Here is a 14,529-nt window from a genome sequence, read left to right on the forward strand (position 1 = left end):
TATGGCATTTATTATCAAACCATTGGTTACTGAGAAGATGACCAAGATTACAGACAAGCAGCCTAACCGCTATGGCTTCGTTGTTCGTCCTGAGGCTAATAAGCTCGAGATTAAGAAGGAAGTTGAGAGTCTGTATAATGTTACAGTAGTTGACGTGAACACTATTCGTTACGCTGGCAAGCGCTCTGCCCGTTATACAAAGGCAGGTCTTGTTAAGGGTCAGAAGAATGCGTTCAAGAAGGCAATCGTTACTCTTAAGGAGGGCGATACAATTGATTTTTACAGCAATATTTAAAATAAAAAATGGCAGTACGTAAATTAAAACCGGTTACTCCGGGTCAAAGACACAAAGTTATTGGCACGTTCGAGGATATTACTGCATCCGTGCCAGAGAAGTCTCTCGTTTACGGTAAACGTTCTACCGGCGGTCGAAACAACACCGGTAAGATGACCGTTCGCTACATTGGCGGTGGTCACAAGCAGAAGTATCGTTTAATCGACTTCAAACGTGAGAAAGATGGTGTTCCAGCAGTTGTTAAGACAATCGAGTACGATCCAAACCGTTCGGCTCGTATCGCATTGCTTTACTATGCTGATGGTGAAAAACGTTACATTATTGCTCCTAACGGACTTCAGGTAGGCGCTACTTTGATGTCAGGTGCAGATGCTGCTCCTGAGATTGGTAACTGTCTTCCTTTGGCAAACATCCCTGTAGGTACAGTGATCCACAACATTGAGTTGCGTCCTGGTCAGGGTGCCTTGTTGGTTCGTTCGGCTGGTAATTTTGCTCAGTTGACTTCTCGTGAGGGCAGTTATTGTGTAATTAAGCTCCCTTCTGGTGAAACACGCCAGATTTTGAGTGCTTGTAAGGCTACAGTTGGTAGTGTTGGTAACTCTGACCACGCTCTTGAACAGTCTGGTAAGGCTGGACGTTCTCGTTGGTTGGGTCGTCGTCCACACAACCGTGGTGTTGTTATGAACCCTGTTGATCACCCAATGGGTGGTGGTGAAGGTCGCCAGAGTGGTGGTCACCCACGTTCACGTAAGGGCTTGTACGCTAAGGGTCTTAAGACTCGCGCACCTAAGAAGCTTTCTAACAAGTATATTATCGAAAGAGCTAACAAAAAATAAAGAGTAAATTATGAGTCGTTCACTTAAAAAAGGTCCATACATCAACGTTTCTCTCGAGAAGAAGATTCTCGCTATGAACGAGAGTGGCAAGAAGAATGTTGTTAAGACATGGGCTAGAGCTTCAATGATATCTCCTGATTTCGTAGGACATACTGTTGCAGTTCATAACGGTAACAAATTTATCCCTGTTTATGTTACAGAGAATATGGTTGGCCACAAGCTTGGAGAGTTTGCTCCAACACGTCGCTTTGGAGGTCACTCTGGTAACAGAAAGTAAGCTAAGGGTTAAACCATTTAAAATTTAAGTAAATAATGGGAGCAAGAAAACATATTGCGGCTGAGAAATTGAAAGAAGCCCGTAAAAACTTGTACTTCGCAAAGTTGGTAGGCGTTCCTTCTTCTCCACGTAAGATGCGCTATGTAGTAGACATGATTCGTGGTATGGAGGTTAACCGTGCACTCGGAGTACTTCGCTTCTCTAAGAAGCAGGCATCAGCTGATGTAGAGAAATTACTTCGTTCAGCTATCGCTAACTGGGAAGCTAAGAATAATCGCAAGGCTGAAGACGGTGAGCTTTATATCAGTAAGGTCTTCGTTGACGAAGGCGTTACAATGAAACGTATGAGACCTGCACCACAGGGTCGTGGTTATAGAATTCGTAAGCGTTCTAACCATGTAACTCTTTTTGTTGATGCAAAAACTAATGACGAAAAATAATTAAGTAGAATGGGACAGAAAGTTAATCCGATTAGTAACCGACTTGGTGTTATCCGTGGTTGGGATTCAAATTGGTTCGGTGGTAAGAACTTCGGTGATAACCTCGTTGAGGATCAGAAAATCCGTAAGTATCTTAACGAGCGTCTTGCTAAAGCAAGCATTTCTCGTATTATTATCGAACGTACATTGAAACTTGTTACCATTACTATTTGTACAGCCCGTCCAGGTATTGTCATTGGTAAAGGTGGTCAGGATGTAGATAAGTTGAAGGAAGAGTTGAAGAAGCTTTATAAGAAAGATATTCAGATCAACATCTTCGAGGTTAAAAAGCCTGAACTTGATGCTACTATCGTTGGTAAGAATATTGCGACTCAGATTGAGCACATGATTGCTTATCGTCGCGCTATCAAGATGGCAGTTGCTAACACCATGCGTGCTGGTGCTGAGGGTATCAAGGTACAGATTACAGGTCGTCTGAATGGTGCTGAAATGGCACGTAAAGAAATGTACAAAGAGGGTCGTACTCCTCTTCATACATTCCGCGCAGACATCGACTACTGCCAGTGCGAGGCACTTACAAAGGTAGGTTTGCTTGGTATTAAGGTTTGGATTTGCCGTGGTGAGGTTTATGGTAAGGCTGATCTTACTCCAAACTTCTCACAGGACAATAAGAGCAACAACCGTGGTAACGGTCGCTCTAACAACCGTGGTGGTAATCGTAAAAGAAACAATAACCGTTAAATTTTAGAAAGCTATCATGTTACAGCCAAAAAGAGTTAAATATAGAAGACCTCAAGATGGTCGTGGCAACAAAGGCAACGCTCACAGAGGTACACAATTGGCTTTCGGTTCTTTTGGTATCAAAACTCTTGAATCAAAGTGGATCGATAGTCGTCAGATTGAGGCAGCTCGTGTGGCATTGAACCGCTATATGAACCGTCAAGGTCAGGTCTGGATTAGAATTTTCCCTGATAAGCCAATCACTCGCAAGCCTGCTGATGTCCGTATGGGTAAAGGTAAGGGTGATCCTGCAGGATGGGTTGCACCTGTTACACCAGGTAGAATTCTCTTCGAAGTTGAAGGAGTTAGTTTCGATATTGCAAAAGAAGGTCTTCGCCTTTGCGCTCAGAAACTTCCTGTTAAGACTAAGTTTATTGTTAGACGTGATTACGATAAAAACGCTTAATTATGAAGATTGCAGAAATTAAAAATATCGAGACCAAAGAATTGGTTGAGAAGTTGGAGGCAGCTGTTGATGCTTTGAACAAGAAGAAGATCAATCATAATGTAACTCCACTTGAGAATCCATCAGAGATTAAGGTTGCTCGTCGTGATATTGCACGTATGAAAACTGAACTTCGTCAGAGAGAACTTAACAAATAATAATGGTCCAGATGGAAACAAGAAATTTAAGAAAAGTAAGACAGGGTGTTGTTATTAGCAACAAGATGGATAAAACCATTGTTATTGCAGCTAAGTTCAAGGAGATGCACCCTATTTATGGTAAATTTGTCCAGAAGACAAAGAAGTACCATGCACATGACGAGAATAATGAGGCTAACGTAGGTGATACTGTTATGATCATGGAGACTCGTCCTCTGTCTAAGACAAAGAGATGGAGATTAGTACAAATTGTTGAAAAAGCTAAGTAATTATGATACAGACTGAATCAAGACTTACAGTATGTGATAACAGCGGTGCTCGTGAGGCTCTTTGCATTCGAGTTCTCGGTGGTACAGGCCGTCGTTACGCTAGCGTTGGTGACGTTATTGTTGTTGCAGTCAAGAACGTTATCCCATCAAGTGATTTGAAGAAGGGTGCAGTATCAAAGGCTTTGATTGTTCGCACAAAGAAGGAAATTCGTCGTGCAGATGGTTCTTACATCCGTTTCGATGACAACGCTTGTGTATTGCTTAACAATGCAGGTGAGCTTCGTGGTAGCCGTATCTTCGGTCCTGTTGCTCGTGAGCTTCGTGCAGTAAATATGAAAGTCGTTTCTTTGGCACCTGAGGTTCTTTAATATTTAAAAAGTAAGAAGTAATGAGTAAGTTACATATTAAGAAAGACGATACCGTTATCGTTATTGCCGGTGCAGATAAGGGCAAGACTGGTAAGGTGCTTAAGGTCCTCGTTGAGGAGAACCGTGCTATCGTAGAAGGTGTGCACATGGTTTCTAAGAGCACTAAGCCATCTGCTAAGAATCCTCAGGGAGGTATTGTTAAGCAGGAGGCTCCTATTCATATCTCAAATTTGAGTTTGATTGATCCTAAGAGTGGCAAGGCTACTCGTGTTGCTATCAAGCATGAGGGTAAAAACGTTGTTCGCATCGCTAAAAAGTCAGGGGAGGAAATCAAGTAATGGATACAGCACAGTTAAAGAAAGTATATAAGGAGACAATCGCTCCTGCTCTTCAGAAGCAGTTCAACTACTCTTCAGCTATGGAGATTCCAGTATTGAAGAAGATTGTCATCAATCAGGGTCTTGGTGATGCTACTCAGGACAAGAAAATTGTTGATGTAGCAATCAATGAGATTACTGCTATCACCGGTCAGAAGGCTGTTGCTACATATTCTAAAAAGGATATTGCAAACTTCAAGCTTCGTAAGAAGATGCCTATCGGTGTTATGGTAACATTGCGTCGTGAGCGTATGTACGAGTTCTTGGAGAAGCTCGTTCGTGTTTCTCTTCCTCGTATTCGCGACTTCAAGGGTATTGAGAGCAAGTTTGATGGTCGTGGTAACTATACATTAGGTATCACAGAGCAGATTATCTTCCCTGAGATTAATATCGATGAGATCGATCGTATTCAGGGTATGAATATTACCTTCGTAACAACAGCTAAGACTGATGAAGAAGGTTTTGCTCTTTTGAAGGCCTTTGGTCTTCCATTCAAGAACGCAAATAAAGATTAAGAGATATGGCAAAAGAATCAATGAAAGCTCGCGAGGTTAAGCGTGCAAAGCTTGTAGCTCGTTACGCTGAAAAGCGCGAAGCACTGAAAAAGATTATTGCAACTTCTAATGATCCAGCCGAAGCATACGAGGCAGCTCGTAAGCTTCAGGCTATCCCTAAGAATGCAAACCCAATCCGTCTTCACAATCGTTGCAAGATTACTGGTCGTCCAAAGGGTTATATCCGTCAGTTCGGTATTTCTCGTATCCAGTTCCGTGAGATGGCTTCTGCTGGTTTGATTCCAGGTGTAAAGAAGGCTAGCTGGTAATCCTTTCAAAGGTAAGAATATTTTTTTATTTAATATTGTCGGGGTAGTCCCGATTAATTAAACATTTATATTTTATGACAGATCCAATAGCAGATTATCTGACAAGACTCAGAAATGCAATCATGGCTCATCACCGTGTTGTAGAAGTTCCTGCGTCTAACTTGAAGAAAGAGATCACTAAGATCCTCTTCGAGAAAGGTTACATCCTCAATTACAAGTTTGTAGAGGATGGTCCTCAGGGCTCAATTAAGGTTGCCTTGAAGTACAACCCAACTACAAAGCAAAACGCTATCAAGTGTTTGAAGCGCGTGTCAACTCCAGGTTTGCGTAAGTATACCGGTTACAAGGACATGCCAAGAGTTATTAACGGATTAGGTATTGCAATCTTATCTACATCCAAAGGTGTAATGACAGACAAAGAAGCTTCTGATCTTAAGATCGGTGGCGAGGTTCTTTGCTATATTTATTAATTGGAGGCTTTTATATGTCTAGAATAGGAAAATTGCCAATTAGTATCCCTGCAGGTGTTACTGTAAATTATGATGAGGCTTCTCATGTTTGTACAGTAAAGGGCCCTAAGGGTGAACTTTCTCAGTGGATTGATCCATCTATCAAGTTTAATAATGCAGATGGTCATATTAGCTTTGAAATCGATGAAAATAGTCCTGTAAATATTAAGCAGAAGCAGGCTTTCCACGGTTTGTATCGCTCTCTCGTTAACAACATGGTTGTTGGTGTAAGCGCTGGTTATACAAAGGTTTTGGAATTGGTAGGTGTTGGTTATCGTGTTTCTAACCAGGGTAATATCATTGAGTTTGCTTTGGGTTACACTCACCCTATTTTCATCCAGTTGCCTAAGGAGATTAAGGTTGAGACTAAGTCTGAAAGAAACCAGAACCCAATCTTGACATTGGAGTCTTGCGACAAGCAGTTGTTGGGACTCGTTTGTGCAAAAATTCGTTCTTTCCGCAAGCCTGAGCCTTATAAAGGTAAGGGTATTCTCTTTAAGGGTGAAGTTATTCGCAGAAAGTCTGGTAAGAGTGCTTCAGCTAAGTAATTTTAATTATTTACGATTATGACAACAAAGAAAGTAGAAAGACGAATTAAGATAAAGTTCCGCATTCGTAAGAGTGTGAACGGTACAGCTGAGCGTCCACGTCTTAGTGTATTCCGCTCTAACAAGCAGATTTACGCTCAGGTTATTAACGATTTGACAGGCACTACACTTGCATCAGCTTCTTCACTCGGTTTGGAGAAGATGCCTAAGCAGGAGCAGGCAACTAAGGTTGGCGAGCTCATTGCTGAGAAGGCTAAGGCTGCTGGCGTTGAGGCAGTAGTTTTCGACCGTAATGGTTACCTTTACCATGGTCGTGTAAAGCAGTTGGCTGAAGGTGCTCGTAATGGTGGTCTTAAATTTTAAACGATTATGGCAATGGATAAAGTAAAAGTAAATAACGAAGAAGTACTTAAGGATCGCTTGGTTGCTATCAACCGTGTAACTAAGGTTACAAAGGGTGGTCGTACTTTCACATTCGCTGCTATCGTCGTTGTAGGTGACGGTAATGGCGTAATCGGCTACGGCCTTGGTAAGGCAGGTGAGGTTACTGCTGCTATCGCAAAGGGTACTGAAGCTGCTAAGAAGAACTTGGTAAAGGTTCCTGTACTCAAGGGTACTGTTCCTCATGAGGTTGAAACTTCATTTGGTGGTGCTAAGGTTCTTATTAAGCCAGCTGCAGCCGGTACAGGTTTGAAGGCCGGTGGTGCTATGCGTGCTGTACTTGAGAGCGTAGGTATCAAGGATGTCATCGCTAAGTCTAAGGGTTCTTCAAATGCCCACAACCTTGTGAAGGCTACTATCGCAGCTCTTGCAGAGATGCGTGATGCTTATACTGTAGCAGGTGAGCGTGGTATCAGTATGGATAAAGTATTTAACGGTTAATTAGGAAAAATCGAATATGGCAACAATTAAAATCAAGCAGATTAAGAGTAAAATCGGTGCTCCAGTAGATCAGAAGCGTACTCTCGCTTGTCTTGGTCTCCACAAGATTTCTCAGGTTGTTGAGGTAGAGGATACTCCTAGCAACCGTGGTATGATCCGTAAGGTTCATCACCTCGTAAGTGTAGTTGATTAATTAATCTTTTTAAATTAGGAACGATTATGAAATTAAATAATTTGAAACCTGCTGCAGGTTCTACCCATTCACGTCGTCGTATTGGTCGTGGTCCAGGTTCTGGTCTCGGTGGTACTTCTACACGTGGTCATAAGGGTGCCAAGGCTCGTTCTGGTTATAAGAGAAAGATTGGTTTCGAAGGTGGTCAGATGCCATTGCAGCGTCGTGTTCCAAAGGCTGGTTTTAAGAATATCAACCATAAGGAGTACTTCGCAGTAAACCTTTCAACTCTTCAGGCTCTTGCTGAAGCAAAGAACCTTACTAAAATCGGTATTGAGGAACTTAAGGCTGCTGGCCTCACAAACGGCAAGGAGCTTGTAAAGGTTCTCGGTAACGGTGAACTTAAAGCAAAATTGGAAGTTGAAGCTAATGCTTTCTCAAAGACTGCCGAAGAAGCAATCAAGGCAGTAGGTGGTAACGCAACTATAATCTAAGTAAATGAAAAAGTTTATTGAGACACTAAAGAACTGTTGGAAGATAGAGGATCTCCGTCAGAGACTCCTCATTACTCTTCTGTTTACGGCTATTTACCGTTTTGGCTCGTTTGTGGTACTTCCAGGTATCAATCCGGGCATGTTGGAAAAACTTCAGTCGCAGACCTCTGGCGGTCTTATGTCGCTATTGGACATGTTCTCTGGTGGTGCATTTTCCAATGCATCTATCTTTGCACTCGGAATTATGCCTTATATCTCAGCTTCAATCGTTATGCAGCTTCTTGCTGTTGCTGTACCTTATTTCCAGAAGATGCAGCGCGAGGGCGAGAGCGGCCGCAAAAAAATACAATGGTATACTAGAGTCCTGACTGTGGCCATTTTGGTCTTTCAGGCTCCTAGTTACCTTTTGAATTTGAAAATGCAGGCTGCTAATGCTCTAGCCACAGGTATTAGTTGGACGGTATTCATGATACCGGCAACAATTATCTTGGCTGCAGGTAGTATGTTTATCCTTTGGTTAGGTGAGCGTATCACTGACAAGGGAGTAGGTAATGGTATCTCTCTTATTATTATGATTGGTATTATCGCCCGCTTGCCACAGGCTTTCGTTCAGGAGGTAACTTCTCGCTTGCAGGCAATTTCTGGTGGTGGTCTTATCATGTTCATTGTAGAGATTCTTATCCTTTATGCTGTAGTTTGTGCTTCAATACTTTTGGTACAAGGTACACGTAAGATCCCTGTTCAGTATGCTAAACGCTTGGTTGGAAATAAGCAATATGGTGGTGCGCGTCAGTACATCCCTTTGAAGCTTTTTGCAGCTAACGTAATGCCTATCATCTTTGCACAGGCTTTAATGTTTATTCCATTGGCAATAGTTCGCTATCAGTCTGAAAATGCTAGTAGTGTTGTTCAGCAGTTGATGGATAATCGTAGTTTGCTATATAATGTTGTTTATGTAATCTTGGTTATTGCATTTACTTATTTCTATACAGCTATTACATTGAATCCTACTCAGATGGCTGAGGATATGAAACGTAACAATGGTTTCATTCCTGGCGTAAAACCAGGAAAGGATACAGCTGAGTACATTGATACCGTAATGTCTCGTATTACTTTACCAGGTTCGTTATTTATTGCGTTTATTGCAATCATGCCTGCATTAGCAGGACTTCTCGATGTACAGCAAGCTTTCTCTCAATTCTTTGGAGGTACATCTCTATTGATTTTGGTTGGTGTTGTCATTGACACATTACAACAAGTCGAGAGTCATTTGCTTATGCGCCACTATGATGGTCTTTTGAATTCAGGCCATACGCGTCAGGGTGGTGTTGCTGCATATTAATCTTTTTCTTTTGAAATGAGAAATTTCTGAAGACAGAAGATGAAATTATTCAGAGTGCAGTTTTACTTCATCTTCAAGTAAAGCTGACTTGAATTTACTATATTATGTGAGACGACTCTCCATTTGGATAGGTAATTCCTCATCCACTTGGAGAGCCTTTTCCCGCTAATATGTCATCTAATTATGATTTTTATCTGATAGTGATGGCACAAAGTTGCTCGAAAAGATAAAGCACAATTTTATCTTCATTCGTAGAAGTTTAACATTAAGAAGGACAAATATTTATATTATGGCAAAACAAGCCGCTATTGAGCAAGATGGAACAATTGTAGAAGCATTGTCAAATGCGATGTTCCGAGTAGAATTAGAGAATGGAGTTGACATCACAGCTCATATCTCTGGTAAGATGAGAATGCATTACATCAAGATTTTACCTGGTGATAAGGTAAAGGTGGAGATGAGCCCATATGACCTTACCAAAGGTAGAATTGTTTTTAGATACAAATAATAATCATATATAAGGTTATGAAGACAAGAGCATCATTAAAGAAGCGTTCAGCTGACTGTAAGATCGTTCGTCGTAAAGGTCGTCTGTTCGTTATCAACAAGAAGAACCCTAAGATGAAATTACGTCAGGGTTAATGTTAAAGTATTGTAAAAGTGCCGTTATTTCAAAAAATAGTTGTACTTTTGCACCGCTTTAAACGAAAGGTATTAATTTTTTAATTATTTATTTAAACAATGGCAATAAGAATTGTTGGAGTAGATTTGCCCCAGAATAAGCGTGGCGAAATCGCATTGACCTATATCTACGGTATTGGTCGAAGTAGTTCAGCAAAGATATTGGATAAGGCCGGTGTAAACCGTGACCTGAAGGTTAGCGAGTGGTCTGATGACCAGGCAGCTAAGATCCGTGAAATTATCGGCGCTGAGTTCAAAGTTGAAGGTGATCTCCGTTCTGAGATCCAGATGAACATTAAGCGACTGATGGATATTGGTTGCTATCGTGGAGTTAGACATCGTAATGGTCTTCCAGTTCGCGGTCAGAGCACAAAGAATAATGCTCGTACACGTAAGGGTAAGAAGAAGACTGTTGCTAATAAGAAGAAGGCTACTAAGTAATTCTGAAGGAGGAAATTAATTATGGCAAAGCAAAAAGCAACATCTAAGAAGAGAAATGTACGCGTTGACGCTATCGGTCAGCTTCACGTTCATAGCTCATTCAATAACATTATTGTATCTCTTGCTAACAATGAGGGTCAGATCATTTCTTGGTCTTCTGCTGGTAAGATGGGTTTCCGTGGTTCTAAGAAGAACACTCCTTATGCTGCTCAGATGGCTGCTGAGGATTGTGCAAAGGTCGCTTTTGATCTTGGTCTTCGTAAGGTTAAGGCTTATGTTAAGGGTCCAGGTAATGGTCGTGAGTCTGCTATCCGTGCTATTCACGGTGCAGGTATCGAGGTTACTGAAATCGTTGACGTAACTCCATTACCACACAATGGTTGCCGTCCTCCAAAGCGTCGTCGTGTATAACGCTTGAGGTTAGCATTATTAATTAAGATACAAACAATATAGCATTTATATAATATTATGGCTAGATATATAGGTCCGAAATCTAAAATTGCGCGTCGTTTTGGTGAGCCAATCTTCGGCGCTGACAAAGTTTTGTCCAAGAGAAACTTCCCTCCTGGACAGCATGGCAACAACCGTCGTCGTAAGATGTCTGAGTACGGTGTCATGTTGGCAGAGAAGCAGAAAGCTAAGTACACTTATGGTGTATTAGAGCGTCAGTTCCGTAATATGTTTGATAAGGCTGCTAAGGCTGATGGTATTACTGGTGAGGTTCTTCTTCAGAATCTCGAGTGCCGTCTTGATAACGTTGTATTCCGTCTTGGTATCGCTCCAACACGTGCTGCTGCGCGTCAGTTGGTTGGTCACAAGCACATCGTTGTTGATGGTAAGGTAGTTAATATCCCTTCATTCGCAGTTAAGCCTGGTATGGTTGTTGGTGTTCGTGAGAAGTCTAAGTCTCTCGAGGTTATCGAAGCAGCTCTTGCAGGTTTCAATCATAGCAAGTACCCATGGATTGAGTGGGACGATAATTCAAAGAGCGGTAAGTTCTTGCACAAGCCAGAGCGTGCCGACATTCCAGAGAATATTAAGGAGCAGTTAATCGTTGAGTTGTACTCTAAATAAATCATTACATTAATGGCGATATTAGCATTTCAAAAACCTGATAAAGTAGTAATGTTAGAGGCTGATAACAAGTTCGGAAAGTTTGAATTCCGTCCTTTGGAGCCTGGCTTCGGTGTTACCATTGGTAACGCCTTGCGCCGCATTCTCCTTTCATCATTGGAGGGTTATGCTGTTAACACTATCCGCATTGCGGGTGTTGAGCATGAGTTCTCTTCAGTTCCTGGTGTAAAGGAAGATGTTACTAACATTATCTTGAATCTCAAACAAGTTCGATTCAAGCAAGTAGTAGAAGAATTCGAGAATGAGAAAGTTAGTATCACCGTTGAGAATTCTACAGAATTCAAAGCAGGTGATATCGGTAAGTATCTGACTGGATTTGAAGTGTTAAACCCTGATTTGGTGATTTGTCATTTAGATGCCAAAGCTTCGATGCAGATCGATTTGACTATTAATAAGGGACGCGGTTATGTTCCTGCTGATGAGAATCGTCAATTCTGCACTGACGTTAACGTTCTCCCAATCGATTCCATCTACACCCCTATCCGTAATGTAAAGTACGCTGTAGAACCATATCGTGTTGAGCAAAAGACCGACTATGATAAGCTCGTACTTGAAATTACAACAGATGGTTCCATTAGTCCAAAGGATGCACTGAAAGAGGCTGCGAAGATTCTTATTTATCACTTCATGCTCTTCTCTGATGAGAAGATTACTCTTGAGACTCAGGATCAGGAGAGCAATCAGGAGTTTGATGAAGAGGTTCTTCATATGCGCCAGTTGCTTAAGACTCGTCTCGTAGACATGAATCTTAGTGTTCGTGCCCTCAACTGCTTGAAGGCAGCTGATGTCGAGACTCTTGGTGATTTGGTTCAGTTTAACAAGACTGACCTCTTGAAGTTCCGCAACTTTGGTAAGAAATCGCTCTCAGAGCTTGATGATTTGCTCGAGAGTCTGAATCTGTCTTTTGGAACTGATATTTCAAAGTATAAATTAGACAAGGAATCTTAAAGGTTCGTAGTCCAAAAAGCAAAAACAAAAAATGAGACATAATAAGAAATTCAACCATTTAGGTCGTACTGCTTCTCATCGTAGCGCGATGTTGGCTAACATGGCTTCATCACTTATCTTGAGCGAGCACAAAAGAATCACTACGACCCTCGCAAAGGCAAAGGCTCTTAAGAAGTATGTTGAGCCATTGATTACTCGTTCTAAGAACGATACAACAACTTCACGTCGTGTAGTTTTCCGTTATCTTCAGAATAAGTATGCTGTTAAGGCTCTCTTCGGTGAGGTAGCTGAGAAGGTAGCTAACCGTCCAGGTGGTTACACTCGCGTAATCAAGTTGGGTACCCGTCAGGGTGATGCAGCTGAGATTGCTTTCATCGAGCTCGTTGACTTTGATGAGAATATGGCTAAGACTCAGAAGGCTGCTGCTAAGAAGACTCGTCGTAGTCGTAAGGCAACAAAGGCTGAAGAGGCTCCTGTAGCTGAGACTGAGGCTCCTGCAACTGAGGAGGCTCCAAAGGCTGAATAATTTTCAATCATCTCAGATAAATTTAGCGTCCTTGTCTTGACAAGGGCGCTTTTTTTGTCCCTTTTTCAAAACTATCTGCTCTTTTAGGGTTTTTCCTAATCATTATTAGGGATTTTTTTGCTTTTGTTCTTTTAGTTCTTTGTATCTTTGCAGCAGAAATTTAAAGCTTATTGAAGATGAAAAAGATTATGCTTTTTGTAGCTTGCTCTTCTTTGCTGTTGAGTAGCTGCGATACTTATACGGGAAGTGGTGCTTATGCTGGTGCCACATTTGGTTCTATTCTTGGTTCTGCTATCGGTGGCTTGTCTGGTGGTCCTAGAGGTTCTGATATGGGTACTATCATTGGCATGGCTGGTGGTGCTGCCGTTGGAGCGGCCATTGGTAGTCAGGCTGACCAGAAATCCCAGCAGCAAAGAGAATCTGTTTATCGAGATAGATCATACCGTGATCATCACTCTTATCAGGATGGAGTTTATCAGCAATCTTCACCTGCTTATTCCAATGACGAAATCTTTGATTCAACTAATTCTGGTGATGATAGGATTTATGATTTCAATGATAGGGATTATACAGGAAGTTATAGTGCTCAGCAGCCTGTAGCTACTATTCCTAGTTCTACACTAGAAGAACTTGGCCAGAATTATGCTTATTCATCATCTTTGGAAATATTGAATGCTCGTTTTGTTGACTCAAATGAGGACAATACTTTGAATCGGAATGAAACAGCCAAGGTTATTTTTGAAATCCGAAATAACGGAGCTTACACGTTGTATGATGTAGTTCCAACCGTTATTGAGACTACCGGCAATAAGCATATTTTCATATCCCCAAGTGTTCATGTAGAAAGTATTGCTCCTGGCCATGTGATTCGTTATACAGCAATGGTCAAGGCTGATAACCGTTTGAAGAATGGTACTGCTTGTTTCTGTGTTTCAGTGATACAAGGCGGTAAGACGATTTCCAAGGTTAATCAGTTTGATATTCCGACAAAATCCAGATAAGATTCCGGTAAGATCATGAATTTGTATGATAGTATCTTATTTTAGGATTCTGTTATATATAAAAAGGTAAAGGCGAGAATCAATGATGATTCTCGCCTTTACTTTTTGCTATATCTGTATTGTGTTTTTTTAGTTCAGCCTTTGTCACCTCTTTGCTTTTATGGTGCTCTGTTTTATTTATTACCTTTGAAGTAATTTTATTTGTTTCTTTTTTACTGCTGTGATGATTTTCTTTATTCCTGTCAGTAGTTCCCCACTTGTTAGGAAATTCATATTCAGTTTCAGCCACTTCGAAATCAATCTTAGGCAATTTTGTGTCCTCTGGCTTGTAAGGAATCGGGTTTTCCACCATTTCAACTTTTACAGTCGCTACGCCTTGTGCAATCATACCAATTTCTTTTGCAGCCTTCCATGATAGGTCAATGATTCTGCCTCTTCCAAACGGACCTCTGTCGATGACTTTTACGATAGTACTCTTGCCATTGCTAAGGTTTGTAACCTTGAGGTGCGTTCCGAAGGGATAAAACCGATGTGCGCATGTTAAACTGTCATGATGTATTCTCTGGCCGCTTGCTGAACGGGCACCTGTTGCTCTCTTAGAGTAATATGATGCCTTGCCGTGCTGGTGCTTTTGTCCGTAGCATGGAACCAGGCTGAATATAGCCAAGATGGCTGTGATGAAAGATTTTGTAACCATATCTTCATATTTTATGGCACAAATATAAAAAAAAATGTTGAAAGATGCAAGTAAATCTCAGAAAATCAGTATCTTTGCACAAACTT

28 protein-coding genes are annotated in these 14,529 nt (G+C 41.4%); 27 read left to right on the forward strand and 1 reads right to left on the reverse strand.

Annotated features, from left to right (window positions below; all coding sequences use genetic code 11):
• The first annotated feature begins 1 nt into the window (after window position 1).
• From rplW to ONT18_RS14775, 27 genes are all read left to right on the forward strand, one after another.
• On the forward strand, window positions 2-295 hold the full coding sequence (rplW, locus tag ONT18_RS14645) for a 50S ribosomal protein L23 (RefSeq protein ID WP_006848834.1): 294 nt from the start codon (window positions 2-4) through the stop codon (window positions 293-295).
• Between the two features lie 8 nt (window positions 296-303).
• Window positions 304-1,131 carry a 50S ribosomal protein L2 gene (gene rplB, locus ONT18_RS14650; RefSeq protein WP_006848833.1) on the forward strand — a complete coding sequence of 276 codons (828 nt, stop codon included), beginning with the start codon at window positions 304-306 and terminating at the stop codon, window positions 1,129-1,131.
• A 10-nt stretch (window positions 1,132-1,141) separates the two neighbouring features.
• Entirely contained in the window at window positions 1,142-1,408 is a 267-nt protein-coding gene (gene rpsS / locus ONT18_RS14655; RefSeq protein WP_006848832.1) for a 30S ribosomal protein S19, read from the forward strand.
• Between the two features lie 35 nt (window positions 1,409-1,443).
• Window positions 1,444-1,848: a 50S ribosomal protein L22 gene (gene rplV / locus ONT18_RS14660; protein WP_006848831.1), complete on the forward strand. Its 405-nt coding sequence runs from the start codon at window positions 1,444-1,446 to the stop codon at window positions 1,846-1,848.
• A 9-nt stretch (window positions 1,849-1,857) separates the two neighbouring features.
• The gene (rpsC, locus tag ONT18_RS14665) at window positions 1,858-2,589 is read left to right on the forward strand and encodes a 30S ribosomal protein S3 (protein ID WP_006848830.1); all 732 of its coding nucleotides are present in this window, start codon (window positions 1,858-1,860) and stop codon (window positions 2,587-2,589) included.
• A 16-nt stretch (window positions 2,590-2,605) separates the two neighbouring features.
• A complete protein-coding gene (gene rplP / locus ONT18_RS14670; protein WP_006848829.1) occupies window positions 2,606-3,034 on the forward strand; it encodes a 50S ribosomal protein L16 in 429 nt (142 codons plus the stop codon).
• Between the two features lie 2 nt (window positions 3,035-3,036).
• Window positions 3,037-3,231 carry a 50S ribosomal protein L29 gene (gene rpmC, locus ONT18_RS14675; RefSeq protein WP_006848828.1) on the forward strand — a complete coding sequence of 65 codons (195 nt, stop codon included), beginning with the start codon at window positions 3,037-3,039 and terminating at the stop codon, window positions 3,229-3,231.
• Window positions 3,232-3,233: 2 nt separating this feature from the next.
• On the forward strand, window positions 3,234-3,500 hold the full coding sequence (gene rpsQ / locus ONT18_RS14680) for a 30S ribosomal protein S17 (protein ID WP_006848827.1): 267 nt from the start codon (window positions 3,234-3,236) through the stop codon (window positions 3,498-3,500).
• A gap of 2 nt (window positions 3,501-3,502) precedes the next feature.
• Complete coding sequence (rplN, locus tag ONT18_RS14685) at window positions 3,503-3,868, forward strand: 50S ribosomal protein L14 (RefSeq protein ID WP_006848826.1); 366 nt, start codon at window positions 3,503-3,505, stop codon at window positions 3,866-3,868.
• A gap of 20 nt (window positions 3,869-3,888) precedes the next feature.
• On the forward strand, window positions 3,889-4,206 hold the full coding sequence (gene rplX, locus ONT18_RS14690; RefSeq protein ID WP_006848825.1) for a 50S ribosomal protein L24: 318 nt from the start codon (window positions 3,889-3,891) through the stop codon (window positions 4,204-4,206).
• Window positions 4,206-4,760 (forward strand): 50S ribosomal protein L5, encoded by a 555-nt coding sequence (gene rplE / locus ONT18_RS14695; protein ID WP_022122149.1) that lies wholly within the window; start codon window positions 4,206-4,208, stop codon window positions 4,758-4,760. Before rplX ends, rplE begins: the two co-directional genes overlap by 1 nt.
• Window positions 4,761-4,765: 5 nt before the next feature.
• A complete protein-coding gene (gene rpsN, locus ONT18_RS14700) occupies window positions 4,766-5,068 on the forward strand; it encodes a 30S ribosomal protein S14 (RefSeq protein WP_006848823.1) in 303 nt (100 codons plus the stop codon).
• 74 nt (window positions 5,069-5,142) lie between these two features.
• Entirely contained in the window at window positions 5,143-5,538 is a 396-nt protein-coding gene (gene rpsH / locus ONT18_RS14705) for a 30S ribosomal protein S8 (RefSeq protein ID WP_006848822.1), read from the forward strand.
• A 14-nt stretch (window positions 5,539-5,552) separates the two neighbouring features.
• Entirely contained in the window at window positions 5,553-6,125 is a 573-nt protein-coding gene (gene rplF / locus ONT18_RS14710) for a 50S ribosomal protein L6 (RefSeq protein WP_022122150.1), read from the forward strand.
• A gap of 18 nt (window positions 6,126-6,143) precedes the next feature.
• Entirely contained in the window at window positions 6,144-6,488 is a 345-nt protein-coding gene (gene rplR, locus ONT18_RS14715) for a 50S ribosomal protein L18 (RefSeq protein WP_022122151.1), read from the forward strand.
• Window positions 6,489-6,494: 6 nt separating this feature from the next.
• The gene (rpsE, locus tag ONT18_RS14720) at window positions 6,495-7,007 is read left to right on the forward strand and encodes a 30S ribosomal protein S5 (RefSeq protein ID WP_006848819.1); all 513 of its coding nucleotides are present in this window, start codon (window positions 6,495-6,497) and stop codon (window positions 7,005-7,007) included.
• A 16-nt stretch (window positions 7,008-7,023) separates the two neighbouring features.
• The gene (rpmD, locus tag ONT18_RS14725; RefSeq protein ID WP_006848818.1) at window positions 7,024-7,200 is read left to right on the forward strand and encodes a 50S ribosomal protein L30; all 177 of its coding nucleotides are present in this window, start codon (window positions 7,024-7,026) and stop codon (window positions 7,198-7,200) included.
• Window positions 7,201-7,226: 26 nt separating this feature from the next.
• Window positions 7,227-7,673, forward strand: a complete 447-nt coding sequence (gene rplO, locus ONT18_RS14730; protein WP_006848817.1) for a 50S ribosomal protein L15 — start codon at window positions 7,227-7,229, stop codon at window positions 7,671-7,673.
• 4 nt (window positions 7,674-7,677) lie between these two features.
• Window positions 7,678-9,015, forward strand: a complete 1,338-nt coding sequence (gene secY / locus ONT18_RS14735; protein WP_118067194.1) for a preprotein translocase subunit SecY — start codon at window positions 7,678-7,680, stop codon at window positions 9,013-9,015.
• A gap of 289 nt (window positions 9,016-9,304) precedes the next feature.
• Window positions 9,305-9,523, forward strand: a complete 219-nt coding sequence (infA, locus tag ONT18_RS14740) for a translation initiation factor IF-1 (protein ID WP_006848815.1) — start codon at window positions 9,305-9,307, stop codon at window positions 9,521-9,523.
• 17 nt (window positions 9,524-9,540) lie between these two features.
• Window positions 9,541-9,657 (forward strand): 50S ribosomal protein L36, encoded by a 117-nt coding sequence (gene rpmJ, locus ONT18_RS14745; protein WP_006848814.1) that lies wholly within the window; start codon window positions 9,541-9,543, stop codon window positions 9,655-9,657.
• A 99-nt stretch (window positions 9,658-9,756) separates the two neighbouring features.
• On the forward strand, window positions 9,757-10,137 hold the full coding sequence (gene rpsM / locus ONT18_RS14750; protein ID WP_006848813.1) for a 30S ribosomal protein S13: 381 nt from the start codon (window positions 9,757-9,759) through the stop codon (window positions 10,135-10,137).
• A 21-nt stretch (window positions 10,138-10,158) separates the two neighbouring features.
• The gene (gene rpsK / locus ONT18_RS14755) at window positions 10,159-10,548 is read left to right on the forward strand and encodes a 30S ribosomal protein S11 (RefSeq protein WP_022122153.1); all 390 of its coding nucleotides are present in this window, start codon (window positions 10,159-10,161) and stop codon (window positions 10,546-10,548) included.
• Between the two features lie 57 nt (window positions 10,549-10,605).
• Window positions 10,606-11,211, forward strand: coding sequence for a 30S ribosomal protein S4 (rpsD, locus tag ONT18_RS14760; protein WP_006848811.1), 606 nt, complete (start codon window positions 10,606-10,608; stop codon window positions 11,209-11,211).
• Window positions 11,212-11,223: 12 nt separating this feature from the next.
• Window positions 11,224-12,219, forward strand: coding sequence for a DNA-directed RNA polymerase subunit alpha (locus tag ONT18_RS14765; RefSeq protein ID WP_006848810.1), 996 nt, complete (start codon window positions 11,224-11,226; stop codon window positions 12,217-12,219).
• Window positions 12,220-12,250: 31 nt separating this feature from the next.
• Window positions 12,251-12,745: a 50S ribosomal protein L17 gene (gene rplQ, locus ONT18_RS14770; RefSeq protein ID WP_153093124.1), complete on the forward strand. Its 495-nt coding sequence runs from the start codon at window positions 12,251-12,253 to the stop codon at window positions 12,743-12,745.
• A 176-nt stretch (window positions 12,746-12,921) separates the two neighbouring features.
• Entirely contained in the window at window positions 12,922-13,746 is an 825-nt protein-coding gene (locus ONT18_RS14775) for a hypothetical protein (protein ID WP_119237486.1), read from the forward strand.
• A gap of 79 nt (window positions 13,747-13,825) precedes the next feature.
• Here the strand turns inward: ONT18_RS14775 and ONT18_RS14780 are convergent, their stop codons facing one another.
• Entirely contained in the window at window positions 13,826-14,443 is a 618-nt protein-coding gene (locus ONT18_RS14780; RefSeq protein ID WP_118079721.1) for a septal ring lytic transglycosylase RlpA family protein, read from the reverse strand.
• Window positions 14,444-14,529: the final 86 nt, after the last annotated feature.

Origin of the sequence: Segatella copri, assembly GCF_026015295.1 — a bacterium.
Classification (GTDB): domain Bacteria; phylum Bacteroidota; class Bacteroidia; order Bacteroidales; family Bacteroidaceae; genus Prevotella; species Prevotella copri_C.